This window comes from Streptomyces sp. NPDC001902 (genome assembly GCF_042891295.1).
In the GTDB taxonomy this organism is placed as follows: Bacteria; Actinomycetota; Actinomycetes; order Streptomycetales; family Streptomycetaceae; genus Actinacidiphila.
Map to the genome: position 1 here is coordinate 133450 of NZ_JBIATA010000003.1, position 26074 is coordinate 159523.

Annotated in this window: 20 protein-coding genes; 12 read left to right on the top strand and 8 right to left on the bottom strand. The window is 73.1% G+C overall.

Features of this window, described 5'->3' with window-relative positions; all coding sequences use genetic code 11:
* Positions 1 to 21: 21 nt before the first annotated feature.
* From asnB to ACFYYN_RS06915, 6 genes are all read right to left on the bottom strand, one after another.
* Positions 22 to 1956: an asparagine synthase (glutamine-hydrolyzing) gene (gene asnB / locus ACFYYN_RS06890; RefSeq protein ID WP_500544948.1), complete on the bottom strand. Its 1935-nt coding sequence runs from the start codon at positions 1954 to 1956 to the stop codon at positions 22 to 24.
* A 2-nt stretch (positions 1957 to 1958) separates the two neighbouring features.
* A complete protein-coding gene (locus ACFYYN_RS06895; protein ID WP_500544949.1) occupies positions 1959 to 3488 on the bottom strand; it encodes a Wzz/FepE/Etk N-terminal domain-containing protein in 1530 nt (509 codons plus the stop codon).
* Positions 3485 to 4852, bottom strand: coding sequence for a Wzz/FepE/Etk N-terminal domain-containing protein (locus ACFYYN_RS06900; RefSeq protein ID WP_500544950.1), 1368 nt, complete (start codon positions 4850 to 4852; stop codon positions 3485 to 3487). Before ACFYYN_RS06900 ends, ACFYYN_RS06895 begins: the two co-directional genes overlap by 4 nt.
* Positions 4849 to 6114 (bottom strand): glycosyltransferase family 4 protein, encoded by a 1266-nt coding sequence (locus ACFYYN_RS06905; RefSeq protein WP_500321873.1) that lies wholly within the window; start codon positions 6112 to 6114, stop codon positions 4849 to 4851. Before ACFYYN_RS06905 ends, ACFYYN_RS06900 begins: the two co-directional genes overlap by 4 nt.
* Complete coding sequence (locus ACFYYN_RS06910; RefSeq protein ID WP_500544951.1) at positions 6104 to 7420, bottom strand: nucleotide sugar dehydrogenase; 1317 nt, start codon at positions 7418 to 7420, stop codon at positions 6104 to 6106. The genes ACFYYN_RS06905 and ACFYYN_RS06910 overlap by 11 nt, the downstream gene beginning before the upstream one ends.
* A 73-nt stretch (positions 7421 to 7493) precedes the next feature.
* A complete protein-coding gene (locus ACFYYN_RS06915; RefSeq protein WP_500544952.1) occupies positions 7494 to 8972 on the bottom strand; it encodes a sugar transferase in 1479 nt (492 codons plus the stop codon).
* A gap of 975 nt (positions 8973 to 9947) precedes the next feature.
* Here ACFYYN_RS06915 and ACFYYN_RS06920 point away from each other — a divergent pair.
* Positions 9948 to 10553 (top strand): TetR family transcriptional regulator, encoded by a 606-nt coding sequence (locus ACFYYN_RS06920; protein ID WP_500544953.1) that lies wholly within the window; start codon positions 9948 to 9950, stop codon positions 10551 to 10553.
* A 29-nt stretch (positions 10554 to 10582) separates the two neighbouring features.
* Positions 10583 to 12256 (top strand): acyl-CoA dehydrogenase family protein, encoded by a 1674-nt coding sequence (locus tag ACFYYN_RS06925; RefSeq protein WP_500544954.1) that lies wholly within the window; start codon positions 10583 to 10585, stop codon positions 12254 to 12256.
* A gap of 46 nt (positions 12257 to 12302) precedes the next feature.
* On the opposite strand, the gene ACFYYN_RS06930 is transcribed toward ACFYYN_RS06925, so the two are convergent.
* Positions 12303 to 12695, bottom strand: coding sequence for a PPOX class F420-dependent oxidoreductase (locus tag ACFYYN_RS06930; RefSeq protein ID WP_500321865.1), 393 nt, complete (start codon positions 12693 to 12695; stop codon positions 12303 to 12305).
* A 145-nt stretch (positions 12696 to 12840) separates the two neighbouring features.
* Between ACFYYN_RS06930 and ACFYYN_RS06935 the strand changes: the two genes are divergently transcribed.
* From ACFYYN_RS06935 to ACFYYN_RS06945, 3 genes are all read left to right on the top strand, one after another.
* Positions 12841 to 13854, top strand: coding sequence for an alcohol dehydrogenase (locus ACFYYN_RS06935; protein WP_500544955.1), 1014 nt, complete (start codon positions 12841 to 12843; stop codon positions 13852 to 13854).
* 176 nt (positions 13855 to 14030) lie between these two features.
* Positions 14031 to 15980, top strand: a complete 1950-nt coding sequence (locus ACFYYN_RS06940) for a GTP-binding protein (RefSeq protein WP_500544956.1) — start codon at positions 14031 to 14033, stop codon at positions 15978 to 15980.
* A gap of 85 nt (positions 15981 to 16065) precedes the next feature.
* A complete protein-coding gene (locus tag ACFYYN_RS06945; RefSeq protein WP_500544957.1) occupies positions 16066 to 17061 on the top strand; it encodes an extracellular catalytic domain type 1 short-chain-length polyhydroxyalkanoate depolymerase in 996 nt (331 codons plus the stop codon).
* Positions 17062 to 17100: 39 nt separating this feature from the next.
* On the opposite strand, the gene ACFYYN_RS06950 is transcribed toward ACFYYN_RS06945, so the two are convergent.
* On the bottom strand, positions 17101 to 17643 hold the full coding sequence (locus ACFYYN_RS06950; protein ID WP_500544958.1) for a DUF1697 domain-containing protein: 543 nt from the start codon (positions 17641 to 17643) through the stop codon (positions 17101 to 17103).
* Positions 17644 to 17745: 102 nt separating this feature from the next.
* Between ACFYYN_RS06950 and ACFYYN_RS06955 the strand changes: the two genes are divergently transcribed.
* The 7 genes from ACFYYN_RS06955 to ACFYYN_RS06985 all read left to right on the top strand — a co-directional run bounded on the left by ACFYYN_RS06955 (position 17746) and on the right by ACFYYN_RS06985 (position 26024).
* Entirely contained in the window at positions 17746 to 19014 is a 1269-nt protein-coding gene (locus tag ACFYYN_RS06955; protein WP_500544959.1) for an AAA family ATPase, read from the top strand.
* A gap of 11 nt (positions 19015 to 19025) precedes the next feature.
* Positions 19026 to 19358, top strand: a complete 333-nt coding sequence (locus ACFYYN_RS06960; protein ID WP_500321859.1) for a nucleotide pyrophosphohydrolase — start codon at positions 19026 to 19028, stop codon at positions 19356 to 19358.
* Between the two features lie 184 nt (positions 19359 to 19542).
* Positions 19543 to 19998: a DUF6099 family protein gene (locus tag ACFYYN_RS06965; protein ID WP_499514554.1), complete on the top strand. Its 456-nt coding sequence runs from the start codon at positions 19543 to 19545 to the stop codon at positions 19996 to 19998.
* 118 nt (positions 19999 to 20116) lie between these two features.
* Positions 20117 to 21040, top strand: coding sequence for an LLM class F420-dependent oxidoreductase (locus tag ACFYYN_RS06970; protein WP_500321857.1), 924 nt, complete (start codon positions 20117 to 20119; stop codon positions 21038 to 21040).
* A gap of 30 nt (positions 21041 to 21070) precedes the next feature.
* Entirely contained in the window at positions 21071 to 22033 is a 963-nt protein-coding gene (gene mmuM, locus ACFYYN_RS06975; protein ID WP_500544960.1) for a homocysteine S-methyltransferase, read from the top strand.
* A complete protein-coding gene (locus tag ACFYYN_RS06980) occupies positions 22024 to 23481 on the top strand; it encodes a 3' terminal RNA ribose 2'-O-methyltransferase Hen1 (protein ID WP_500544961.1) in 1458 nt (485 codons plus the stop codon). The genes mmuM and ACFYYN_RS06980 overlap by 10 nt, the downstream gene beginning before the upstream one ends.
* Positions 23478 to 26024, top strand: coding sequence for a polynucleotide kinase-phosphatase (locus tag ACFYYN_RS06985; protein WP_500544962.1), 2547 nt, complete (start codon positions 23478 to 23480; stop codon positions 26022 to 26024). The genes ACFYYN_RS06980 and ACFYYN_RS06985 overlap by 4 nt, the downstream gene beginning before the upstream one ends.
* Positions 26025 to 26074 lie beyond the last annotated feature (50 nt).

The window sequence follows — 26074 nt, forward strand, 5'->3', positions numbered from 1 at the left end:
CCCTTGTTTCTACGCCGTCTTCTACGCCGCCGAGCGAGAGTCCTGGCCGGACCCGGAGGTCGCGTCGCGGTACCAGTACTCGAGGGTCAGTACATGCCACAGATGCTTGGAGAAGTCCCGCTGTCCGGCGGCGTCCTCGGCGACCATGCGCGCCAGCGCGTCACGGCGCAGGAACCCGGAACTGACGAGCACGCCGTCGTTCACCACCTCGCGCACCAGCGGTGCCAGGTCCCGGCTCATCCATGCGCGCAGCGGGGCGCTGAACAGGCCCTTGGGCCGGTACACGATCTCCCGGGGCAGGATCGAGGTGGCCGCCTCCTTGAGGACGGCCTTGCCCTGACGTCCGACGATCTTGCGGTCGCCGGGCACGGCGAACGCCGCCCTGACCACCTCGACGTCCACGTACGGCACCCGCACCTCGGTGGAGGCGGCCATGCTCGACCGGTCCGTGTAGGTGAGGTTCAGCCCCGGCAGGAACATCCGGGCGTCGCCCAGGCACATGCGGTTGACGAAGTCGTCCAGGTCGTTGTCCTGGTAGACGTCCGCGTGCTCGGTCAGCACGTCCTCGACCGACCCGGCCAGGTCCGGATCGACCAGGGCGAGCAGCTCGTCCTGGTCGTACATGGTGTAGCTGCGCCGGAACGCGGTCTCCTCCGGCAGATCGGCGAAGGACAGGAACCGCTTCGCGAAGCGCACCGACCGGTACCCCCGGCGGGCCGTTGCGACCGGGAGCCGGTCCACGGCCGCGGACAGGCCGCGCCGCACGGACCGCGGGATGCGCTGGTAGCGCAGCGCGATCGTGTTGGCCAGGTGCTTGCGGTAACCGGCGAACAGCTCGTCGGCGCCCATCCCCGAGAGCATCACCTTGACCCCGGCCTCCCGGGCGGCCGAGCAGATCAGGAACGTGTTGATCGCGGCGGGGTCGCCGATCGGCTCGTCCAGGTGGTGGGTCATCCGCGGCAGCAGGTCGAGCACGTTCGGAGCGATCTCGATCTCGTGCAGGTCGACGCCGAACCGCTCGGCCACCTGCCGGGCGTAGCGCAGGTCGTCCGGCATCGCCTCGAACTTGGCGTCCTCGGCGCGGAACCCGATCGTGTAAGCGGAGATCCCGGGGCGGTCGCGGGCGGCCAGCGCGGTCAGATAGCTCGAGTCCAGCCCGCCGGACAGGAAGGTCGCCACGGGTACGTCGGAGAGCAGGTGGCGCCGGGTCGACTCCTCGACGACGGCGGCGATGTCCGGCTGCTCGCCGCTGAGGGCCCGCTCCCGTCCCTCGGCGGCGACGTCCTTGAGGTTCCAGAACCGGCCGCGCTCCACGCGGCCGTCGGGCCGGCAGCGCAGCCAGGTCCCCGGCGGCAGCTTCTCCGCTTCGCGGAACGCGCACCGCGAGTCCGGCACCCAGTAGTACAGCAGCGAGGCCACCAGCGCCGCAGGGTCCACCTGCAGCGACCCGTCGGTCACGGCGGCGAGCGCCTTGAGCTCGGAGGCGAACACCAGACCCTCGCCGCGCCGGAGCAGGAACAACGGCTTGATGCCGAGCTGGTCGCGGGCGAGCACCAGTTCGCCGGTTCGCTCGTCGAAGATCCCGAACGCGAACATGCCGCGCAGCCGGGGCAGGCAGTCCGTGCCCCAGCGCCGCCAGGCCTCCAGCAGGACCTCGGTGTCGGAGGTACCGCGGAAGCGCACCCCGGCGGCCGCCAGCTCGGCACGCAGCTCGGGCGCGTTGTACAGCTCGCCGTTGTACGTCAGGACCAGGCCGTCCGAGACCATCGGCTGGGCGCCGGTCACGGACAGGTCGATGATGGCCAGCCGGCGGTGCCCGAGGTGCACTTCGCCGTCACCGACGGGATGGCCGTACCGGCCCGCCCCGTCCGGACCGCGGTGGGCGAGGGTGTCGGTGAGCCGGTCGGCCACGGCCTTCCCGTCCGGCCATCGGTACGTGCCTGCGATGCCACACATGTCTAGCGCGCCTCCTGGTCGCTGTCCGGGACCCGTGCGGCCCACGACGGCTGCTTCGGCCGCGGCTGGCCCGTCCCGCTCTGCCGGGCCAGCCGCTCGTTGTGGCCGCGCAGCGCGGTGTGCAGCCCGTCCCACAGCGTGCCGTCGGTCCGGTCACGCGGATCGGGGTCGATCAGCACCACACCGATCACCGGGATGCGCAGGTCCGCGAGCTGCCGCGCCACGGTGTGCAGCCATGCGGCGCTGCCGTGCCCGGCACGCACGACGAGCACCGTCTGGGTGCCGAGGTACTGGAGGTCGGTCCACGCCGTGCCGGGCGCGACCGAGCCGACGCCGAGCCGGCGCACCTCGTGCGAGACGGTCGCGGCACGCTCGCCGCCGACCACGGCCGGGTCTCCCGGCTTCCGGCGGCGGTCGGCGAGGTGCCGGCCGGGCAGACCGTCGATGATCACCACGGGCTCCTCCGCCGCCAGTGCGCCGGCGAGGTCCAGGGCGATCACGCTCGCGCCGCGTGCGCAGCCCAGTTCCAGCAGCGACACCGGCTCAGCGGAGCCGCGTACGGTGCGGGCCAGGGTCGCGGTGAGCCGTTCGCGTGCCGCCCGGGTCCGTCGGCGCTGCCACCGCCCGGCCGACCGGCGGCGGGGCGTGCGGCGGAGCTCCGCGATGACCGAGGCGCCCAGGTTCGCCGCGATCTCGCGGCGCAGCACGGGGCGGTCCGCCACCACCGCGCCGACCGCGGCCAGCGCGAGCCCGAGCACGAGCCCGAGGCCGAGTCCGATCGCGGAGTTGGTGGCAGCGGCCTTGGGCAGGGAGTGCTGCACCGTGCGCGGGGCGTCCACGATCTGCGTACCGGCGATGAGCTGGGGCGTGCCGATGCCCGCTTCCGCGGCGCGCTGGTCGAAATCGGCGATGCGCGAGGTGAGTTCGGCCCGGCGGGCGAAGAGCGACTCGAGGTTCGCCGACGCGTTCGGGTCGCTCTCCGGCGGCCCTTCGCCGATCGACTTGTTGACCCGGGCGAGTTCGTCCCGCATGCGGTCACGCTGGTCGAGCAGGGTCTTGGCCTCGGCGTTCGCGGCCTTCTGTATCCGCTTGACATGGTCGGCGACGAAGGCGTCGGCCAGTGCCTTGGCACGGGCCACGGCCTCCGCGTCGCTGTCACCCGTCACGTTGATCTGCAGCAGGTTGTTGGTCAAACCGATGCCCCGGTAGTCCCGCATGAAGTGTTCCGGGTCTTCCGAGGAGTTCAGCGACCGCAGCGCCTCACCGGCGATCTGCGTGGTCTCCAGCAGCGCGGCGTCGGTGCGGATCAGCGTTCCGGGGTCGTTCGGCTGGTCCGCCTGATGGGCGACCAGCACCGTGGTCACCGCGGTCGGCTGCGGCGGCAGCAGGACCGCGGCCCCCGCGCCGGCCAGCAACCCCAGCAGCGCCACGGAACACCACAGGCGGCGGCGCCTGCGTACCGCCACCACCAGCGCCTGCAGGTCCAGCAGCGGAGCGGCTGTCGACGACTGCGAAGTCGTGCTCGTCGTCACACCGAACCTCCCATCGCGTCGACGCCCACCGCGATCGCCGGCGTGGCGCCATCCGGAGGAGGGGCGGCAGACCGTGTCCGACGGTCCCTGACCCCGCCGGCGACGACGATGCCGACGACCGGATGGCGGGCGTCCGCGCATGCCTCGCCGATGCCGGCGAGCTCCCCTGCCGTCCAACTGCCCGCGCTGAGCACGACCAGGACACCGGACTCGGTGTCGCGGTCCGGCACCAACGGCCGGGACACCGAAACCCCCACCACCCGCAGCAGCGGATCGCTCCCGGCCTCGGCGACGAGTTGTTCGGCGGCCCGGCGGGCGGTCCCGTCACCGTCCGGGACGACCACCAGCAGCCGCCGGGGGGCCGGCAGTTGGTCCCGGAGACGAGCGCAGACCCGGCCGTAGCGGATCTTCCTGCTGGCCTCGTCACCGGACGCGTGCAGGGCCGGCACGTCCCACCGGGTGTCGACACCCAGCAGCCGGCGGATCAGGGTCCGCGCGCCACGGCCTTCCGGCCCGTGCGCGCGCCGTCCATCAGGTACGTCGACGGTACCCAGCAGCGCCGACCCCAGCGCCGCGGCGATCTCGGGCTCGGTGCGCGGTCGGCGACTCATCCGTGCGGCGACGAGATGACCGATGACCGCGAACACGAGGAACAGCAGCGCCCCGGTGACGACGAACTGCGTCCTGGTCGGTGGTGCCTCGCCGATCGGCCGGGCCGCCGCCCCCATGACGACCATGTTGGCCTTGTTGGTCGCCGGATCGGTCTGGTCCAGCTTGTCCATGGCCTGCTCCAGCGTCGTGCGCAGCTTCTCGAGCTCGGTGCGGGCCTGCACGCTCTCCACGGTCCGGCCCGGATCGGCCGCCTTGGCCAGGTCGGTGATGCGGCGGCTGGTCTGCTCCATCAGCTCCCGCAGCGCCTCGGGATTCGCCGACCCCTCGGGATCGGTGGTGTCGCCCACGACCCGTGCGGCGAAGGTGACGTACTGCTGGGCCACCTCGTCGGAGAGCCGCTGAGCGCGCTCCGGGGTGTCGGCCGTACCCGAGATCTTGATGATGTTCCCGTCGGTGGCCTTGGCGCTCACCCGGTCCCGCAGTTCGGCGCCGCCGACCCCGGCCCAGTCGAGCGTGGCGGCCGACCGGTCGAGCACCACCGAACTGGTCGCGATCTCCGACTGGGTCAGCAGCTCGCGCTCCTCCCACGCCCCCGGCAGCAGTACCGATGCCGACGTCGTGTACCGCGGTGGGAACAGCAAGGAGGCGCCGTAGCCGACGAGCCCGCCCACCACGGCGAGGGCGGCGAGCAGCCGCCAGCGCCGACGGATCATCCGCCCGATCATGGCCAGGCGTATCGTGTCATCGCTCAACGGGGCGGCCTTTTCTCTGTCGGAACCGGTTCGCCCGCCGACGCCGGAGCCCGGTCACGACAGGCGGCGGCGTAGGCGGCGAGGAGCGACCGCTGCGAGGTGCGCCAGGAGAGCTGCCCGGTGATCCGCTCCTGGCCGATCTTGCCCATCCGGGCCCGTTCCTCCGGATCGTCCAGCAGCTGTGCGATGAGCCCCGCGAATGCGGCCTCGTCGTTGGCGGGCGCGTAGACGGCCGCGTCACCGGCCGAGACCCGTGCCTCCCGGAGGTCGAACGAGACGATCGGCCGCCCCATCACCATGTACTCCAGGACCTTGTTCATGGTCGACACGTCGTTGAGCGGATTGCGCGGATCGGGGGAGAGGCACACGTCCGCGGTCGACAGGTAGCGCACCAGGTCGGCGTCCGGAATGCGCCCGGTGAACTGCACCTGGTCCGAGAGCCCGAGCCGCCGGGACAGCTCCACCATCGCGTCGAAGGCGTCCCCGGCGCCGACGAACACCGCGTGCCAGTCGCTCCGCCCGAGCTCGTCGCGCAGCTTCGCCAGGGCCCGCAAGGCGTAGTCGACGCCGTCCTGCGGGCCCATGACACCGAGGTAGCACAGCAGATGAGGCTTGCCGCGCTTCAGCTCCGGCTCCGGCGGTACCGGATGGAAACGGTCGACGTCGGGCGCGCTGCGCACCACGAAGACGTCCTCCGGCCGCTTGCCGCCACGGCGCAGCGCGACGTCCCGGTAGCTCTCGTTCGTGGCGAGCACGACGTCCGCGGCCCGGTAGGTCCGCCGTTCCAGCGCGCACACCGCGCGGTAGAGGAGGTCCTTCCCGCGGTCGAACCGGGACAGGTACAGCTCGGGTACCAGGTCGTGCTGGTCGAAGACGAACCGCGCGCCGCGCCGCTTCAGCCACAGTGCCGGCAGGAACAGCAGGTCGGGCGGGTTGCAGGCGTGGACCACGTCGACCGGGCCGACCTTGCGGGCCAGGCGGAACGTATGCCACAACGCCGATCCGTACTCGCTGAGGTAGCCGGCCGGCCCTCCGGTGGCCGCGCGCAACGGGTAGCGGTGGATCCGCACCCCGTCGATCTCCGCCTCCGGCTCCGTGTCCCGCTTGCTGCCGCGGGGACAGATGACGTGCACCTCCCAGCCCGCGTCGCGCAGCGTCGTGCACTCCTGCCACACCCGCCGGTCGAACGGCACCGACAGGTTCTCCACCAGGATCAGCGCGCGCCGGTCCGGCCGGTCGCCGCTGGTCGTGTCACCAAGCAAGGCCTATGTACCCCGGTTCGGCCCGGCGCGCCTCGGCGTCGGGGAGGCGGATGAGGTCGACGATCACCGGGCCGTCGCCATGGGGCAGCGCCGACAGCACGGCAGGGTCCTTGGTCCCGACCAGGACCACCTCGGCGTGCTCGAGTACCTCGCCGACGGAGTCCCCGAGCAGCTGCGCCAGGTGCGGCAGCCGGGTCTCGATGTACTCGCGGTTCGCGCCCATCAGCCGGGAGAGGCTCACGTTGGCGTCGTGGATGCGCAGGTCGTACCCCTTGCCGAAGAGCCTCTCCGCCAGCTCGACGAGCGGGCTCTCGCGGAGGTCGTCGGTGCCGGGTTTGAAGGACAACCCGAACAGGCCCACCCGGCGCTTGCCGGTGCGCTCGACCAGCTCCACCGCGCGCTGCAGATGTTCGGAGTTGGAGGTCAGCACGTTGGCGAGGATCGGTACCGAGACGTCGGCCCGCTGCGCGGCGTGGACCAGGCTGCGCAGGTCCTTGGGCAGGCAGGAGCCGCCGAAGGCGAAGCCGGGCCGCAGGTAGGCGGGGCTGATGTTCAGCTTGCGGTCGGCCAGGAACACGTCCATCACCTGGTGCGAGTCCACCCCGAGCGCCTGGTACACCGCACCCAGCTCGTTCGCGAAGCCGATCTTGAGGCCGTGGAACGCGTTGTCCGCGTATTTGATCGCCTCGGCCGTCGGGACCGGTACCCGGAACACCTCGCCCGGCAAGCCGTCGTACAGTGCCGCCACCACGTCGCCGCTCGCCGGGTCGAGCTCGCCGATGACGGTCTTGGGCGGGTCGAAGAAGTCCCGCACGCTCGTGCCCTCGCGCAGGAACTCCGGGTTGACCGCGACCCCGATGTCCACCCCGGCGGTGCCGCCGACGTACTTCTCCAGGATCGGCACCAGCAGGTTCAGGCAGGTGCCCGGGAGCATGGTGCTGCGGAACACGACGGTGTGCCGCCCACCCCGCTCGGCCAGCGCGGCGCCGATCTGCTCGGTGACCCGCTCCAAGTACGTGGTGCACAGGCTGCCGTTGGGTTCCGACGGTGTGCCCACGCAGATCAGTGACACCTCGCTGCCCATGATCGCCTCGCGGACGTCGCCGGTGGCGCGCAGCGCTCCGGTCCGCACGACCTCGGCGGTGAGCTCGCCGATCCGCTCCTCGACCACCGGGGCCTTGCCGTCGTTGACCAGGTCGACCTTCACCGGGTTCACGTCCACCCCGATGACCTCGTGACCCATGCTGGCCAGGCACGCGGCCGACACGCAGCCCACGTAGCCGAGCCCGAAAACGCTGACCCTCATGACCCGTTCCTCCCCCCAGGCAGGCTCTCCCGGCCTGCGATCCTCGCGCCGGCCGGACGGCGACCTCCGCGCATCAGTAGGCCCCCTGCCCGTGGAGCACCGCACGGAGCGTCTTCCACAAGATCACCGTGTCCAGGGCGAGCGACCAGTCCTCCACGTACCGCAGGTCCAGCCGGACCGCCTCGTCCCACGGCAGGTCGCTGCGTCCGCTGATCTGCCACAGGCCGGTGAGCCCGGGCTTGACCAGCAGCCGCCGCCGGATGTCCGGGCCGTACGCGGCGGACTCCTCCGGCAACGGAGGCCGCGGACCGACGAGCGACATCGAGCCGGTGAGCACGTTGAAGAGCTGTGGGAGCTCGTCGATCGAGTACCGGCGCAGCACCGCTCCCACCCGGGTCACCCGCGGATCCCGGCGGAGCTTGAACAGCAGGCCGGCACCCTCGTTGCGGTCGGCCAGCTCGGCACGTGCCCTGTCGGCCCCGGAGACCATGGTGCGGAACTTGAAGATGGTGAACTCGCGTCCGTCCTTGCCGACCCTGCGCTGGCGGTAGAACGCCCCACCCGGACTGTCCGCCAGCACGAGCAGCCCGACGAACACCATCAGCGGCGCGAACAGCACCAGCAGGACCGCCGCCCCCAGCCGGTCGACGACCTCCTTGACCGCGCGGCGGCCCCCGGTGAAGGTCGGCATGCTGAGCCGCAGCAGCGGTATCCCCAGCACCGCGTCGACGTGCAGCCGCGGGCCGGCCACCTCCATCAGCACGGGGGCCACGACCATCTCGGCGTCGCTGCCCTCGAGGTTCCAGGCAAGCCGCTGCAGCCGGTCCGGTGACCAGTGCGGGTCCGGTGTGACCGCGACGACACGGTAGCCGTTGCGGCGGACGTGGCCCGCGACGTCGGTCAGCCGGCCGACGACCGGCACCCCGTCCACGTGGTCACCGTCGAGCCCGGGAGCGTCCGTCGTGCACACGGCCTCCACCTGCCAGCCGAGGTGCGGGAACTTGCGGATCCGGGTGATCAGGTCGCGCACGGTGGCCGGGCTCCCGGCGGCGAGCACCGGTCGCAGGCACCGCCCTTCCTTCCGCTGTTTGTGCAGCCACAGGCGCAGCAGGTACCGCTCGGTCATGGTGACGAGTGCGATCGCCGGGATCGCGACGAAGATCCAGAGCTTGATGTTGCGCGAGGTGACGGCGACCCCGCCGAGCGCCAGCACGACGGCCGCCGTGCACAGTGAGCGTCCGAGCCGGCGGAACTCCTCGGCGCCCTGGCCGAGCACGGCCGGAGCCCACGAGCGGCTCACCGCAAGCGTCCCCAGCACCAGCAGCTCGGTGCCGAAGGCGAGGATCCCCCACTTCTCGTGCCAGTTGGCCGCGTCCCGGACCCCGAAGAAACTGCCGATCGCGGCCACCACGAAGGCGGTGGCCACCGTGTCGCTGATGATCACGGCACGGCGGTACCGCTGCTCCCATTCGATTGCGGGCCGGCTGATCGCGCCGTTCCCCAGATGCTCGCGTGCCGACGGAAACGGGCTGACTAGTCCCCCATGCCGCACAGAACCCCCCAGGTCCCCAGTGGTTCGACGTGTTCGCCCAACACGGTCCCTCCCCCCGGGAGGCCCCCGCCTCCCGCACCGTTCCTCCCCCTCGGGAGGCCCCCGCCTCCCGTGCATGAACTCCCGGTTATTTCGGAGTCACTTGAACAACCCGCCCTGCCGGAATCGGACTTACCGGTTCCGCCGGACTGTCGAGGTGTGCCGGACCCGTCGAAACCTCAGGGCTCCCCGCACCCAAGGCCCCTTCTCGGGCTCCAAGAAGCGATCACCCCCACGTCTGGCGCCGGGTATGCGACTGCCGGCTTTCCGTTGCGCCGAACCTGTAGATCATTAATGGTCGCCTCGTGCCCGAACGGCTGAAGCAAGGTCAATCTAGACCATCGGCGCCGGTATGAAGAGTGAATGTGTGTAATTTGTGCTCAAGCTTTGAGGCCGGATCCATCGAGCGATGACCGCCTATGGATGCCTTCGCGCCATCGCGCGCTCAGGCGGCAACTCCCCGCTGTGGTCCACTACTTGATCTTGCCGAAGTGTGACGGTGTGTCCAATGCCGGGTGCGACCGCCTCAAGGCGTCGGTGCGTGCCGCGACGCCGGCCCGGGCGCTGATGGAGGAAGTGTGGCCGAGAACAACCGGTGCTTGAAGTGCGGGGCGAGCATGATCGGAATTCGTGACGCCCATGGGACGCCCATCGACTCGCAAATCCTGGCCGGAAAGCCCGAAAACATGGCCTGATCTTTGGGTTTACTTCGCAGAGATCCATTGCGCGTCTTCCCGGCGGCACGCCACGTGACGTGCGGAGCGGCCCCGGAGCGGGCGGAACGGGCGGATCGAACAGCAACCCGGCGATGTGCGGCCGCAGTTGCGGGCCCCGTCGCGGGGCTGCCCTGAGCTGCGGCGCGAGCCGCCGGCTCCGCGGGCGGCCCTGCCGGCCGAGGGGTGGCTCGAAGCTCTGAACGGTGCTTCACTTGTTGCCATGGCCTACCGGAAGACCCCCGCGGTGCAGGACCGCCTGACCGCCGCCAGGGAGCACCTGGTGGCGCGGGCCACGGCCGTCGTCGCCGACGTGGGCTGGGCGAACGCCTCCGTCACCGCGGTGGCGGCCGCGGCCGGCATGTCCGTGGGCACGGTGTACCAGCACTTCGCGTCCAAGGGCGCGCTCGCGGTCGAGGTCTTCCGCCGGGCCTCGGGCCGCGAGGTCGAGGTGCTCGGCGGGGTGCTCCGCGACGGCGCCGGCGACCCGGTGCAGCGGCTGGCCCTGGGGGTCACCGTCTTCGCCCGCCGCGCCATGGAGAACCGGGGACTGGCCCACGCCCTGCTCGCGGCCCCAGCGGAACCGGCCGTGGGCGCGGAGCGGCTGGACTTCCGGCGCCGCTACCGCGCCGTCTTCGCCGAGGTGATCCGCGAGGGGATGGCCGCCGGGCTCCTCCCCGCCCAGGACCCCGAGGTCACCGCGGCGGCGCTGACCGGGGCCATCGGCGAGGTCCTGGTGGACCCGCTGTCGGCCCCCGCCGCCGACCACCTCGTCACCGAACTGGTGGCGATGTCCCTGCGCTGCGCGGGCGCCGCGCCCGCCGTCTGACTCCCCACGACCACGAAGGGCCGACTGCCATGACCGCGATCGCAGATGCCGCGCCGCGCAGCAACCCCACCGCGCGCACGCACGAGGTGACCAACCAGGCCCCGCCGCTGGTCGGCCACGACGTCGCCGACGACGTCGTGCTGCTGGAGGGCGTGCGCCGCGAGGGAGCCGGGTGGTACCTCGACGACCTGCACCGGCTGGGCCGGCTCGCCGGATCGGAGCAGGTGCAGCGCTGGGCCGAGGAGGCCAACCGGTACGAGCCGGTGCTGCGCACCCACGACCGGTACGGCAACCGTGTCGACGAGGTGGACTTCCACCCCTCCTACCACGCGCTCATGGAGGTCGCCCTCGCCGAGGGCCTGGCCGGCGCGCCCTGGGCCGACGACCGGCCCGGCGCGCACGTGGCCCGCGCGGCCGGCTTCATGGTGTGGAGCACCGCCGAGGCCGGCCACGGCTGCCCGGTGTCCATGACCTACGCCGTCGTCCCCGCGCTGCGTGCCGCGCCGGACCTGGCGGCGGCGTACGAGCCGCTGCTCACCAGCCGCGTCTACGACCCCGGACTGCGCGCCCCCGCCGGCAAGCACGGGCTCCTGGCGGGCATGGGGATGACCGAGAAGCAGGGCGGCACCGACGTGCGGGCCAACACCACCACCGCCGTCGAGCAGCCGGACGGCACCTGGCGGCTGCGCGGGCACAAGTGGTTCACCAGCGCGCCCATGAACGACCTGTTCCTCGTGCTGGCCCAGGCCCCCGCGGGCCTGTCCTGCTTCCTGGTGCCCAGGGTGCTGCCGGACGGCAGCCGCAACACCTTCCGCATCCAGCGGCTGAAGGACAAGCTCGGCAACCGCAGCAACGCCAGCAGCGAGCCCGAGTTCGACGACACCGTGGCCTGGCTGGTCGGTCCCGAGGGCCAGGGCGTACGGACCATCATCGAGATGGTCACCATGACGCGGCTGGACTGCATCCTCGGCTCCGCCTCCGGCACCCGTGCCGCGCTCGCCCAGGCCGCCCACCACGTCCGCCACCGCTCGGTGTTCGGAGCCCGGCTGATCGACCAGCCCCTGATGCGCAACGTCATCGCCGACCTGAGCCTGGAGTCCGAGGCCGCCACCGCCCTCGCGCTGCGCGTCGCCGGAGCGGTCGACCGGGCCCGCCGCGGGGACGCGCAGGAGCGGGCCTTCCTGCGGCTGGCCACCGCGGTCGGCAAGTACTGGGTGTGCAAGCGGCAGCCCGCGGCGGTCGCGGAGGCCCTGGAGTGCCTGGGCGGCAACGGCTACGACGAGGCGTCCGGCATGCCCCGGCTCTACCGCGAGGCCCCGCTGAACGGCATCTGGGAGGGCTCGGGCAACGTCAACGCCCTCGACGTGCTGCGCGCCCTGACCCGTGAGCCGGACTCCCTCGAGGCCTTCCGCGCCGAGGTCGAGGCCGCCTCGGGCGGCGACGCCCGCCTCGACGAGGCGTGGCGCCAGGTGCGCGGCGAACTGGTGCCCACCGAGGACGCCCCGCTGCGGGCCCGCCGTCTGGTCGAGCGCCTGGCGCTGGTGCTGCAGGGTTCGCTGCTCGTCCGTTACGCGCCGGCATCGGTCGCGGACGCCTTCTGCGCCTCCCGCCTGGCCGGCGACCGGGGCCTGGCCTTCGGCACCCTCCCGGCCGGGACGGACCTGGCCGCCGTCATCGAGCGCGTGCCGGGCGCCACGGGCTGACGGGCCGGGGTCCGCGGCCGCCTGCCGCGGTCGCGGACCCGCGCGCTCACGCCGTGCCGCTGATGCTCTCGGCCTCGATCACGAAGATCACGCGCACCTGGTCACGGCCGCCGTACCAGGGGTAGGGGCCGCCGGTGTACCGGTGCGAGAGCTTCTCGATGTGGTCGGCCGCGCCCTCCGTGGTCACCTCGCGCACGCGCCCGCGGACCTGGAAGTAGCGGGACGGGTCGTCCGGATCGGAGACGGCGACGGCCACCCGCGGGTCCCGCGCGATGTTCCGCGTCTTCACATGGCTCTGGACGCTGTTGACGAGCACGTGCTCGCCGTCCGTGTCGACCCACGTCTGGGTCAGCTGCGGCGAGCCGTCCGGCATGGTGGTCGCCAGGAAGCACAGGCTCGGGCGGTGCAGGAGGTCGAGCAGGTCGGCGGGTGGTTTCACGGCGATCCCTCGGTCGGCTGGGCGCAGCCTACGCTCCCCGCCTGGCGGACCGGCGACCGGTGCTCGGCGCGAGAAATCACGCCCCCGGGGTCACGATGGGTGGGAAGGGCGCCACGCGCCGCAACCCCTCACACACCGGACGGCCATGAACTCCATGCGGGTGGCCCAGGTCGCAGAACCGGGCGGACCATTCGAAATCGTCGAGCGCGCGCTGCCGGAGCCCGGCCCCGGCCACGTCCGGATCGCCGTCGAGGCGTCGGGCGTCTGCCACAGTGACGCCGGCTTCGTGTACAACGCCTTCCCCCACATCACCTTCCCCCTGGTCGCCGGCCACGAGGTCGCCGGGCGCATCGACGCCCTCGGTGAGGGCGTGCGGCACTGGACGGTCGGCGACCGCGTGGAGGTCGGCTGGTTCGGCGGGCACTGCGGGCACTGCCCGCCCTGCCGCGAGGGCGACTTCATCGACTGCCGGAACCTGCAGGTGCCCGGCTGGGCGTACGAGGGCGGCTACGCCACGCACATGGTCGCGCCGGTCAACGCGCTGGCCCGGATCCCCGACGGGCTGACCGCGGTCGACGCCGCCCCCCTCGGCTGCGCCGGCGTCACCACCTACAACGCCTTCAAGAAGAGCTCCGCCCGGCCCGGCGACCTCGTCGCGGTGATCGGCATCGGCGGCCTCGGCCACCTCGCGGTGCAGTACGCGGCCAGGTTCGGCTTCGAGACGGTCGCCGTGGCGCGAGGCGAGGACAAGCGGGCCCTGGCCATGGAACTGGGGGCCCACCACTACATCGACAGTTCCGCCGGCGACCCGGCCAAGGAACTCCAGGCCCTCGGCGGGGCCACCGCGGTGCTCGCCACGGCCTCCAACTCCCAGGCCATGGCGGCCGGTGTCGACGGTCTCCAGCCGCGCGGCGAGCTGATCGTCATCGGGATCGACTCCGAGCCGCTGCCGATCACCCCGGCCCAGCTGATCCTGTCGTCCCGTTCGGTCGTCGGCCACCCGTCCGGCACCTCGCGCGACGTCGAGCACACGATGAACTTCAGCGCGCTCGCGGGGATCCGCCCGATGACCGAGACGGTGCCGCTGGAGGAGGTCAACGAGGCGTTCGCCCGCATGATGTCCGGTGCCGCGCGCTTCCGCATGGTCCTCGTCCCCTGAGCCGCCCGGGTGCCGCCGGCCGGCCGGCGGCAGGGGGTAATCCGGTTGCCCCCGGCCGGCGGCCTCTGCTGCACTGCCAGGACCACAGGCCATCCACCGGGGAGTCGTGATCATGCGGGGACTGCACATGTCCACCCAGCCCGAATTCATCGCCCATTCGGAGGACATGGCATTCCATGCACGTGCTCAATCTCGGGATCCTGGCGCATGTTGACGCCGGGAAGACCAGCCTGACCGAGCGGCTGCTGCACACCGCCGGCGTCATCGACACGCTCGGCAGCGTCGACGACGGCAGCACGCAGACCGACACCCTGGCCCTGGAACGGGCACGGGGCATCACCATCAGGTCCGCCGTCGCCTCATTCGCGATCGGCGACGACGTCACCGTCAACCTCATCGACACCCCCGGCCACCCGGACTTCATCGCGGAGGTGGAACGGGCGCTCGGCGTCCTCGACGGCGCCGTGCTCGTGGTGTCGGCGGTGGAGGGCGTACAGGCGCAGACCCGCGTGCTGATGCGGACGCTGCGCCGGCTGCGCATCCCCACCCTGCTCTTCGTCAACAAGACGGACCGTTCCGGCGCCCGGGACGCCGAAGTGGTGCGCGCCCTCGCGGAGCGGCTCAGCCCGGCCTGCGTGGCCATGGGCCGCGTCGAGGGCCTCGGCACCCGGGACGCGCGCTCCACGCCGTACGGTCCGGACGACACCGGGTTCACCACCCGGCTGCTGGACGTCCTGTCCGTGCGGGACGAGGAGCTCCTGGCCGCCTACGTCGCGGACGGGACGGCGCCGTCCTACCCGAGGCTGCGGGCGGCCCTCGCCGCCCAGACGCGCGGGGCGCTGGTCCATCCGGTGTACTTCGGCTCCGCCGCCACCGGCGCCGGGGTGGACGCCCTGGTCCGGGGGATCGCGGAACTGCTCCCCGTCGCCGCGGGCAGCGCGGACGGCCCGGTCTCCGGCACCGTCTTCAAGATCGAACGAGGCCCCGCGGGGGAGAAGATCGCCCACGTACGGATGTTCTCGGGGACCGTCCGCGTACGGGACCGCCTGCCGCACGGCGCCGGGGAGGAGGGCAAGGTCACCGCGGTCAGCGTGTTCGAGCGCGGCGTGGACACGCCCGGGGAGGCGGTCTGCGCGGGGCAGATCGGCCGGCTCTGGGGGCTCGGCGGGATCCGCGTCGGCGACGCGATCGGCGAGCCGCACCGTACGGCCCCCGGCGCGGACCGGCACTTCGCGCCGCCCACGCTGGAGACGGTCGTCGTGCCCCGGCGGCCGGCGGACGCGGGCGCGCTGCACGTGGCGCTCACCCGGATCGCCGAACAGGACCCGCTGATCGACCTGCGGATGGACGACGTGCGGCAGGAGATCGCCGTCTCCCTCTACGGGGAGGTGCAGAAGGAGGTCGTGCAGGCGACGCTGGCCGACGACTTCGGCGTCGAGGTGACCTTCGAGGAGACCACGACGGTCCACATCGAGCGGCCGGTGGGCACGGGTGCGGCCGCCGAGGTCATCCACACCGGCTCCAACCCCTTCCTGGCGACCGTGGGACTGCGCGTCGACCCGGCACCGACGGGCAGCGGGGTGGCGTTCGGTCTGGAGGTCGAACTCGGCTCCATGCCCTACGCGTTCATCCGGGCCGTCGAGGAGACCGTCACCGAGACGCTGCGGCACGGCCTGTACGGCTGGCGGGTCGTCGACTGCAAGGTCACCATGACGCACTCGGGTTACGCCCCGCGGCAGAGCCACGCGCACGCGGTGTTCGACAAGAGCATGTCGAGCACCGCGGGCGACTTCCGGGGCCTCACCCCGGTGGTGCTGATGCGCGCGCTGGAACAGGCGGGCACGGTCGTCTGCGAGCCGGTCCACCGCTTCACCCTCGACCTCCCCGAGCAGGCCTACGCCCGGGTGCTGCCCGTGCTCGCCCGGCTGGGCGCGGTGCCGCGCACCTCGGCGCCGCAGGGTGCGTCCTACGTCGTCGAGGGCGACGTCTCCGCGGCGCAGGTGCACGCCCTGGAACGCCGACTACCCGCCCTGACCAGCGGCGAGGGCGTCCTGGAGTACGTCTTCGACCACTGGCGGGAGGTCCGCGGCGAGCCCCCGGCGCTGCCCGGGCACCGGAGGGACTGAGCGGTCCGGGGCACCACGCGCGGCGCCCGCGATGTGGTGCCCCGGGCCATGTCGCGGGCGTCACACCGCTCCTACCGTCCGGCGCATGACCTCATTCAGAGCCGCACTCCACCGGGGCCGCCCGCGTGCCGCCCTGCTCGCCGTCCTCGTGGCGCTCCTCGCCGCGCTCGTCCCCGTCCGTCCCGCCCACGCCGCCGGCGCGATCGAGGAGGTGACGGGCTTCGGCAGCAACCCCGGCGCGCTGCGGATGTACCGCTACGTCCCCGCCGGGCTGCCGCAGGGCCGGCCGGTCGTCGTCGCCCTCCACGGCTGCACCCAGAACGCCCAGGGGTACGGCGCCCAGAGCGGCTGGACCGCTCTGGCGGACCGCTGGGGCTTCTCCGTGGTGCTGCCCGGGCAGACCTCGGCCAACAACCTGAGCCAGTGCTTCAACTGGTTCCAGACCGGCGACATCGCGCGCGGCCAGGGTGAGGCCGCCTCCATCCGGCAGATGACCGACCGTCAGATCGCGGACACCGGCGCGGATCCCTCCCGGGTGTACGTCACCGGGCTCTCCGCGGGCGGCGCGATGACCGCGGTGATGATGGCGGCCTACCCCGACGTGTACGCCGCGGGCGGCGTGGTCGCCGGGCTGCCGTACGGCTGCGCGCAGGCGGCGGGTTCGCCGTACGTGTGCATGTACGTCGGCGCGACGCAGACCCCCGCGCAGTGGGGCGCCCGGGTCCGCGCTGCCTTCCCCGGGCACGCGGGCCCGTGGCCGCGGCTGACCGTCTTCCAGGGCACCGCCGACTACACGGTCAAGCCCGTCAACATGGACGACCTCGTACGGCAGTGGACGGACGTCCACGGCGCCGACCAGACCGCCGACGTCTCCGACACCGTGGCGGGCTTCCCGCACCGCACGTACAAGGACGCCTCCGGCGCCGCCGTCGTCGAGACGTACAGCATCACGGGCATGGGCCACGGCCAGCCCGTCGACCCGGGCAGCGGGGCCGCCCAGTGCGGCACGGCGGCCGCCTACATGCTCGACGTCAACCTCTGCGCGGCGTACCGGCTCGGGACGGGCTGGGGCCTGGGCTGAGCGGGAGGGGGTGACGGGGCGCGCGCCGGCTGTGCCCCGTCACTCCGCGGCCATCGCCGCCAGGCGGGTCACGGTGTTCCAGTTGCGGGCCGTGGCCGTCAGGCCCAGACGCTTCTCCCACAGCGCGTGGGAGAGCCGGGTCTTCTGCACCCCGCCCGGGCAGTGCACGTAGATCTCGCGCTCGCCGGGGCGGAAGTCGTCGGGCGCGAAGTCGGCCGGGTCGAGACCGGCGATCCGGTCCGGATCGACCGGCCCGGACAGGAAGGTGACCAGGAAACGCGCGGGATCGATGCCCGTCATGTCGAACGGGTTGCGCTCGACGACCCCGGCGAGCGCGGTCGCCTCGCGGACGACGCACGGCACCTTCCGCCTGTCGAACGCGGCGGCGATGGCCGCCTCCAGTGTGTCCGCCAGCTTTGCCGGGTCGGCCCGTTCGTGCTCGAACAGGGCGTTGCCGCTCTGCAGATGGGTGCGCACGCAGGTGCCGCCGATCTCCTCCAGCAGCCGTCGCAGGTCCTGCATCGGGAGCCTGGTCGTCGCCCCGACGTTGATCCCGCGCAGGAGCGCCACGTATCCGGTCACCCCGCCACATTAACCGTCGCCTCGCCGGGCGTACCCACTTTCGGAGGACCACCGGCCCGGCGGAACGGTTCGGCACCGGGCGCCGCCGCTACGTTCGCGTCCATGAGCACGAAGCGTGACCGCCCGGTCGTCACCGAACTGCGGCTCTCCGCGTTCAAGTCGCATCGCGGCGCGAGCTTCCCGCTCGGGCCGCTCACCCTGCTGGGCGGGGCGAGCGGGACCGGCAAGTCCAGCGTCCTGGAGGGGCTCGGCCTGCTCGGCCGGCTCGCCGCGGGCGAGGAACTGGCGACGGCGTTCGACGGCGTGCGCGGGGGAGTGGCGGCCTGCGTGCCCCATGCGGCCCGGCCGGACGCGGAGGGGCGGCGCGGATTCCGCATCGGGTGCACGGTGGACGGCGCGGTCGGCCCCGTCGTGCTCGACGTCGCCGTGCAGACCGAACCCGAACTGCGCATCGTCGGCGAGCGGTTGACCGGCGCCGGGGAGACCCTGCTCGCCACCGCGCTGCGCGACCCGGGACGGCGCACGGTCCAGGCGGCCTGGCACACGGCGGGGCTGGTCCCGGTGACCCGGGCCCCGCTGCCCGACGACCGGCTGGCCACCTCCCTGCTGCCGCTGCGCGTCGCGGGGACGACCGAGGGGCAGCGGCTGGTGCTCGCCGCCGCCGAGCAGACGGTGCTCGCGCTGCGCGGGGCGTTCCCCGTCGACCCCCGGCCGCACACGATGCGGGAACCCGCGCGCGTGGCGGACGGCCTGCTCCGCGGCGGCTGCGACAACCTCTCGGCGGTGCTGCGCCGCACCCAGGGCGAGTGCCGTACGCGGCACGCGGCGCTGGTCGGCGCCCTGCGGGCGGTGTGCAGCCCGCCCGTCGAAGGACTGACGGTGATCCCCGCGGGGGAGCCGGGGACGGGGGCGTACGCGGAGTCCGTACTGGCGGCCGTCGACCGGGGACCGCTGGGGCTGGTGCCGGTGGACCGGCTCGGCGACGGGGAGCTGCGCTTCCTCGCGCTGGCGCTGGTGCTGCTCACCGGGCCGGGCGTGCTGGAGGTGGACACCAGCGGCGAGGTGCCGGACGCCGTGCAGGTGCTCACGGTCCTGGCGGACGGACTGGACGCCGGTCTCGACCGGGCGCAGACGCGGCAGTTGCTGGCGCTGGCCGCCCTGGTCGCCGAGCGCGGCCACATCAGGCTGCTCGGCACGGTGCACGACCCCTCGGTGGCCGAGGGGGCGGACGGGGTCACCCTGCTGCGCCTCGGGAGCGCCGCGGCCGGCCCGGAACGGGTGCCGGCCCAGGGGGCGGGTCCGGACGCGCCGGACGCCGGGACCCCGCCGGCCGGGCAGGCCGCGGCGCAGCACGCGGCGGCGATGGGGTAGACCTTGCGGGTGTGACCGAGGATCTGCACGCGCTGCAGCGCAGGCTGGCCGCCTTCGCGGCCGCCCGGCGCTGGGAGCCGTACCACACGCCCAAGAACCTGGCCGTGGCCCTGAGCGTCGAGGCGTCCGAGCTCCTGGAGATCTTCCAGTGGCTCACGCCCGAGCAGGCGGCACGGGTCATGGAGGACCCCGACAGCGCCCACCGGGTACGGGACGAGGTGGCGGACGTGCTCGCGTACCTGCTGCAGTTCTGCGAGGTGCTCGGCGTCGACGTACTCCAGGCGCTGTCCGCCAAGATCGACCGCAACGAGCTGCGCTTCCCGCTGCCGGGGGCCGGGGACTGAGGCGCGGCGGCCGGTGCGCCGCGGGTACGGGCGTTCCGGTCAACCGCGCGTTCGCCCGTTGGCCCGGGCGGGTGAGCGGGTTGTCCACAGGCGGGAACCGGCCACTTCCACCTCGCGTCATGATCCGTCACTCTGAGTGAGGGACGGGATCGACGGGGCGGAGACGGGGCGGGGGTGCGTCGTGATGGACGCGGTACGGCTGATCCGGGCCACGCGGGAGGCGCTGCGAAGCGGCGGGACCGAGCGTGAGCTGATGGCGGAGGCCTGGCAGGTGCAGGCGCTGACGGAGGCGGTCGGCAGCCACCTCGCCCTCCACGGGGCGCCCGAGCTGCGCACCCCCGGCTTCTCCGTCTGCGAGGCGGGCGGCAGGGCGTGCGGCGCCACGGGACCGCCGGGGGTGGCCTCCGGGCCGTTGCGGGCGTCCCTGCTCACCGACGTGCGCGAGCCGGCCGGGACCTTGCGCGAACTGCGCGAGCTGCTGTCGGAGCTGGGCATGGCCCTGGTCTCGGTGGCCTGCACCGCCGAGAGCGAGACGGAGTACTGGCAGTGCATCGAGGCGGTGGACGCCGCCGACGAGTCCAAGGACCGGGTGGGAGTGCTCCTGCGCGCGGTCGAGGCGCGGCAGCGGGAGGGCGCATGAACGGTAAGCCGCCCGAGCGCGAACGGAGTTGGCGGATTGCCGTCGTCTCCGGTCCGGGAAGGTCCCACACGCGACAGGTTGCCGATCGATTCGGACCGGAGAGGTGCAGGATGGAGGCATGGATCTTCGAATCTTCACCGAGCCCCAGCAAGGGGCCTCGTACGACACCCTGCTCTCCGTCGCCAAGGCGACCGAGGAACTCGGCTTTGATGCCTTCTTCCGGTCGGACCACTACCTCAAGATGGGCGACGCGGACGGTCTGCCGGGGCCGACCGACGCGTGGATCACCCTGGCCGGCCTCGCCCGCGAAACGAAGCGGATCCGGCTCGGCACCCTGATGACGGCCGCCACGTTCCGGCTGCCCGGTGTGCTCGCCATCCAGGTCGCGCAGGTGGACCAGATGTCGGGCGGCCGCGTCGAGCTGGGCCTGGGCGCCGGGTGGTACGCGGACGAGCACACCGCGTACGGCATCCCCTTCCCGAAGGAGAAGTTCGCCCGGCTGGAGGAGCAGCTCGCCATCGTCACCGGGCTGTGGGGCACCCCGATGGGCGAGACCTTCGACTTCAAGGGCGCGCACTACTCGGTGGAGAACTCGCCCGCCCTGCCCAAGCCGGCGCAGGCGAAGCTCCCCGTCCTCATCGGCGGGCACGGTGCCAGGCGCACCCCGCGGCTCGCGGCCCGCTACGCCGACGAGTTCAACCTGCCGTTCGGTTCGCTGGAGGACACCGCCCAGCAGTTCGCCCGGGTGCGGGAGGCCGCCGAGGAGCACGGCCGGGGCAAGGACGAGATCGTCTACTCCAACGCCCTCGTCGTGTGCGTCGGCAAGGACGACGCCGAGGTCGCCCGGCGGGCCGCCACCATCGGCCGCGAGGTCGAGGAGCTCAAGGCCAACGGCCTCGCCGGGTCCCCTGCCGAGGTCGTCGACAAGATCGGCCGCTACGCCGAGCTCGGTGCCACCCGCTTCTACCTGCAGATCCTGGACCTGAGCGACCTCGGGCACCTGGAACTGATCGCCTCCGAGGTCCAGTCGCAGCTCGGCTGACCCCGGTACACCACGCAAGGAGCACCCGCGATGCCCGCATCCCACCGGCCCTTGGCGCAGGCCCTCGCCGAGTCCACCGTCGTCCTCGACGGCGGGCTGTCCAACCAGCTCGCCGACCAGGGCTGCGACCTGGCCGACGCGCTCTGGTCGGCCCGGCTGCTCGCCGACGCGCCGGAGCAGATCGAGGCGGCGCACACCGCCTACGTGCGGGCGGGCGCGCGGGTGCTCATCACCTCCAGCTACCAGGCGACCTACGAGGGCTTCGCCGCGCGCGGCATCGGACGGCAGGAGGCGACCACCCTGCTGCGCCGCAGCGTCGCCCTCGCCCGTGCCGCCGCCCGCGACCGCGACGACGTGTGGGTGGCGGCCTCCGTGGGACCGTACGGCGCCATGCTCGCGGACGGCAGCGAGTACCGGGGCCGCTACGGGCTGAGCGTCGCGGAACTGGAGCGCTTCCACCGGCCCAGGATCGAGACGCTGGCCGAGGCCGGTCCGGACGTCCTGGCGCTGGAGACCGTGCCCGACACCGACGAGGCGGAGGCGCTGCTGAGGATCGTCGCAGACCTCGGGGTGCCGGTCTGGCTGAGCTACACCGTCGCCGGCGGGACGACCCGGGCGGGCCAGCCGCTGGAGGAGGCGTTCCGGATCGCGGCGGATGCGGACGCGGTGATCGCCGTCGGCGTCAACTGCTGCGACCCGGCGGACGCCGCCCTGGCGGTGGAGACGGCGGCGGCGACCGTGGACCGGCCCGTGGTCGTCTACCCCAACAGCGGCGAGAGCTGGGACGAACGGGCCCGCGGCTGGCGCGGCGGCTCGGTCTTCGACCCGGCGCTGGCGTCCGGCTGGCAGCGGGCCGGTGCCCGGCTCATCGGGGGATGCTGCCGGGTCGGGCCCGCGCAGATATCCGCCCTCGCGTCCACGCTCACCCAACAGCCGGGGAAAACCGCTGTTCGGAGCAGGGACGGGCAGGCGATACTCAGGCGGTGTTCCTGACGATAACGACCACCGGCAGCGGCGGCATGCCCGCCACGGACCTCGGCTTCCTGCTGCACAAGCATCCGGAGAAGGCCCAGGTCTTCTCGACCTCCTACGGCGACGCCCACGTCTTCTACCCCATGGCGTCCGAGCAACGGTGCACGGCCGCGCTGCTGCTGGAGGTCGATCCGGTGGCGCTCGTGCGGCGCGGCAAGGGCAAGGGCCGGGGCGGGGCCCCGGACTCCGCTCTCGGCCACTACGTCAACGACCGGCCGTACGCCGCCTCGTCGCTGCTCGCGGTCGCCCTCCGCACGGTGTTCGCCAGCGCCCTGAGGGGCGTCTGCGACGCCCGTCCCGAGCGGGCCGCGCAGCCGCTGCCGCTGCGGATCGAGATCCCCGCCGTGCCCGCGCGCGGCGGCGCCGCCCTCGTCCGCCGGCTGTTCGAGCCGCTGGGCTGGACCGTGGAGGCCGAACCGGTCGCGCTGGACGAGCGGTTCCCCGAGTGGGGCGAGTCGCGCTACGTGCGGCTGGCCCTGGAGGGCGAGCTGCGGCTGTCCGAGGCCCTGCGGCACCTGTACGTGCTGCTCCCGGTCCTGGACGACGCCAAGCACTACTGGGTGTCGCCCGACGAGGTCGACAAGCTGCTGCGCATGGGCGACGGATGGCTCGCCGTCCACCCGGAGCAGCGGCTGATCACCAGCCGCTACCTCGCCCGCCGCTGGTCGCTGACCCGGCAGGCCATGGAGCGGCTGGAACTGGCCCGGCTCGCCGAGGCCGACGACAGCGAGGCCGAGGAGCTGGACAACGCCGTCGACGAGGAGGTGGACACCGAGGAGAAGCCGCTGCCGCTGGCGGTGCAGCGCCGCGAGGCGATCCTGGCGGAGCTCCGCGACGCCGGGGCGAGCCGGGTCCTCGACCTCGGCTGCGGTCAGGGCCAGCTGGTCGGCGCGCTGCTGAAGGACGTCCGCTTCACCGAGATCCTCGGCGTCGACGTGTCGGCCCGGGCCCTGGGCGAGGCGGCGCGGCGACTGCGGCTGGACCGCATGGGCGAGCGGCAGTCCTCCCGCGTCCGGCTCGTCCAGGGGTCCCTGACCTACACCGACGCCCGCCTCAAGGGTTACGACGCCGCGGTGCTCAGCGAGGTCGTCGAGCACCTCGACCTGCCCCGGCTCCCCGCCCTGGAGTACGCCGTCTTCGGTGCGGCACGACCCGCGACCGTGCTCGTGACCACGCCGAACGTCGAGTACAACGTGCGCTGGGAGACACTGCCCGCCGGGCACGCCCGGCACGCGGACCACCGCTTCGAGTGGACCCGGGCGGAGTTCCGCTCGTGGGCGGAGCAGGTCGCCGGACGCCACGGCTACGGCGTGCGGTTCGTCCCCGTCGGCCCCGACGACCCCGAGGTCGGCCCGCCCACCCAGATGGCCGTTTTCACGATGACCGCGAAGGAGGTCACGTCCGCATGACCGGCAAGCACACCCTCCCGGTGACCGACCTCTCCCTCGTGGTCCTGATCGGCACCACCGGCTCCGGCAAGTCGACCTTCGCGCGGCGCCACTTCAAGCCCACCGAGGTGATCTCCTCGGACTTCTGCCGCGGCCTGGTCAGCGACGACGAGAACGACCAGGGCGCCAGCGGTGACGCCTTCGACGTGCTGCACTACATCGCGGGCAAGCGGCTGGCCGCCGGCCGGCTCACCGTCATCGACGCCACCAGCGTGCAGCAGGAGAGCCGCCGCCAGCTCGTCCGGCTCGCCCGCGAGTACGACGTGCTGCCCATCGCGATCGTCCTCGACGTCCCCGAGCAGGTCTGCATCGAGCGGAACGCGTCCCGTCCCGACCGCGCCCACCTGCCCCGGCACGTCGTGCAGCGCCAGCAGCGCGAGCTGCGCCGCTCCCTGCGGCAGCTGGAGCGCGAGGGCTTCCGCAAGGTGCACGTCCTGCGCGGCACCGAGGAGGTCGAGGCGGCCGAGGTCGTGCTGGAGCGCCGCTACAACGACAAGCGCGAGCTCACCGGCCCGTTCGACATCATCGGCGACGTCCACGGCTGCAGCTCCGAGCTGGAGACCCTGCTCGGCAAGCTGGGCTACGTCGACGGCGTGCACCCCGAGGGCCGCACGGCCGTCTTCGTGGGGGACCTCGTCGACCGCGGCCCCGACAGCCCCGGCGTGCTGCGCCGCGTCATGGGCATGGTCGCCGCAGGCGACGCCCTGTGCGTGCCCGGCAACCACGAGAACAAGCTGGGCCGCTGGCTGAAGGGCAAGAAGGTCCAGCACACCCACGGCCTCGCCGAGACCATCGAGCAGCTGGAGCAGGAGGACGAGAAGGACCCCGCCTTCCGCGAGCAGGTGCGGGAGTTCATCGAAGGGCTCGTCAGCCACTACGTCCTCGACGGCGGCAAGCTGGTCGTCTGCCACGCCGGCCTGCCCGAGAAGTACCACGGGCGCACCTCCGGCCGGGTCCGCTCGCACGCCCTGTACGGCGACACCACCGGCGAGACCGACGAGTTCGGCCTGCCCGTGCGCTACCCGTGGGCCGAGGACTACCGCGGCCGCGCCGCCGTCGTGTACGGCCACACACCCGTGCCGAGCACCTCGTGGATCAACAACACGATCTGCCTCGACACCGGCGCCGTCTTCGGCGGGCGGATGACGGCCCTGCGCTGGCCCGAGCGCGAGATCGTCGACGTCCCCGCCGAGCGGGTCTGGTACGAGCCGGCCAAGCCGCTCGCCAGCGAGGCCCCGGGCGGGCAGGACGGGCGGCCGCTCGACCTCGCCGACGTCGCCGGCCGCCGTGTCGTGGAGACCGTGCACCACGGCCGGGTCGCCGTCCGTGAGGAGAACGCTGCCGCCGCGCTGGAGGTCATGAGCCGCTTCGCGGTCGACCCGCGGCTGCTGATGTACCTGCCGCCGACGATGTCGCCGTGCGCGACCTCGCAACGGGAGGGTTACCTGGAGCACCCGCACGAGGCGTTCGCCGCCTACCGCGCGGACGGCGTCGGCCAGGTGCTCTGCGAGGAGAAGCACATGGGCTCCCGCGCCGTGGCGCTCGTGTGCCGCGACGCGGAGACGGCCGGCGAGCGCTTCGGGGTGACCGGCGGCGTGACGGGCGCGCTGCACACCCGTACGGGCCGTCCGTTCTTCGACGACCCGGCCGTCACCGAGCAGGTCCTGGACCGGCTGAGGGCCTCGGTCACCGCCGCCGGCCTCTGGGAGGAGCTGGGCACGGACTGGCTGCTGCTCGACGCCGAGCTGCTGCCCTGGTCGCTGAAGGCCACCGGCCTGCTGCGCAGGCAGTACGCCGCCGTGGGCGCCGCCTCCGGCGCGGTCTTCCCGGGTGCGATCGCCGCCCTGGAGTCCGCCGCCGCGCGCGGCACCGACGTGGCGGGCCTGCTGGAGCGGCAGCGCGGGCGGTCCGCCGACGCCGCCGCCTTCACCGAGGCGTACCGGCGCTACTGCTGGACGACCGAGGGCCTGGACGGGGTGCGTCTCGCGCCGTTCCAGATCCTGGCCGCCCAGGGCCGCAGTCTCGCCGCGCTCGCGCACGACGAGCAGCTGGCGCTCATCGACCGCATGGTCGCCAACGACCCGACGGGGCTGCTCCAGGAGACCCGCCGGCTGCTGGTCGACACCCGCGACGAGGAGTCGGTGGCGGCCGGTACGCAGTGGTGGCTGGAGCTGACCTCCGCCGGCGGCGAGGGCATGGTCGTCAAGCCGCTCCAGGCCCTGGTGCGCACCGAGGACGGCAACCGGCTGGTCCAGCCCGGCATCAAGTGCCGCGGCCGGGAGTACCTGCGGATCATCTACGGTCCCGAGTACACCCGGCCCGACCAGCTGGCCAGGCTCCGCTCCCGCGCACTGGGCCACAAGCGCTCCCTCGCGCTGCGCGAGTACGGGCTGGGCCTGGAGGCGCTGGACCGGCTGGCCGCGGGCGAGCCGCTGTGGCGCGTGCACGAGGCGGTCTTCGCCGTCCTGGCGCTGGAGTCCGAGCCGGTGGACCCCCGGCTGTGACGGGCGGGGGGCGGGCACCCGGGTGCCCGCCCCTCCCTGGCGGTAAACCC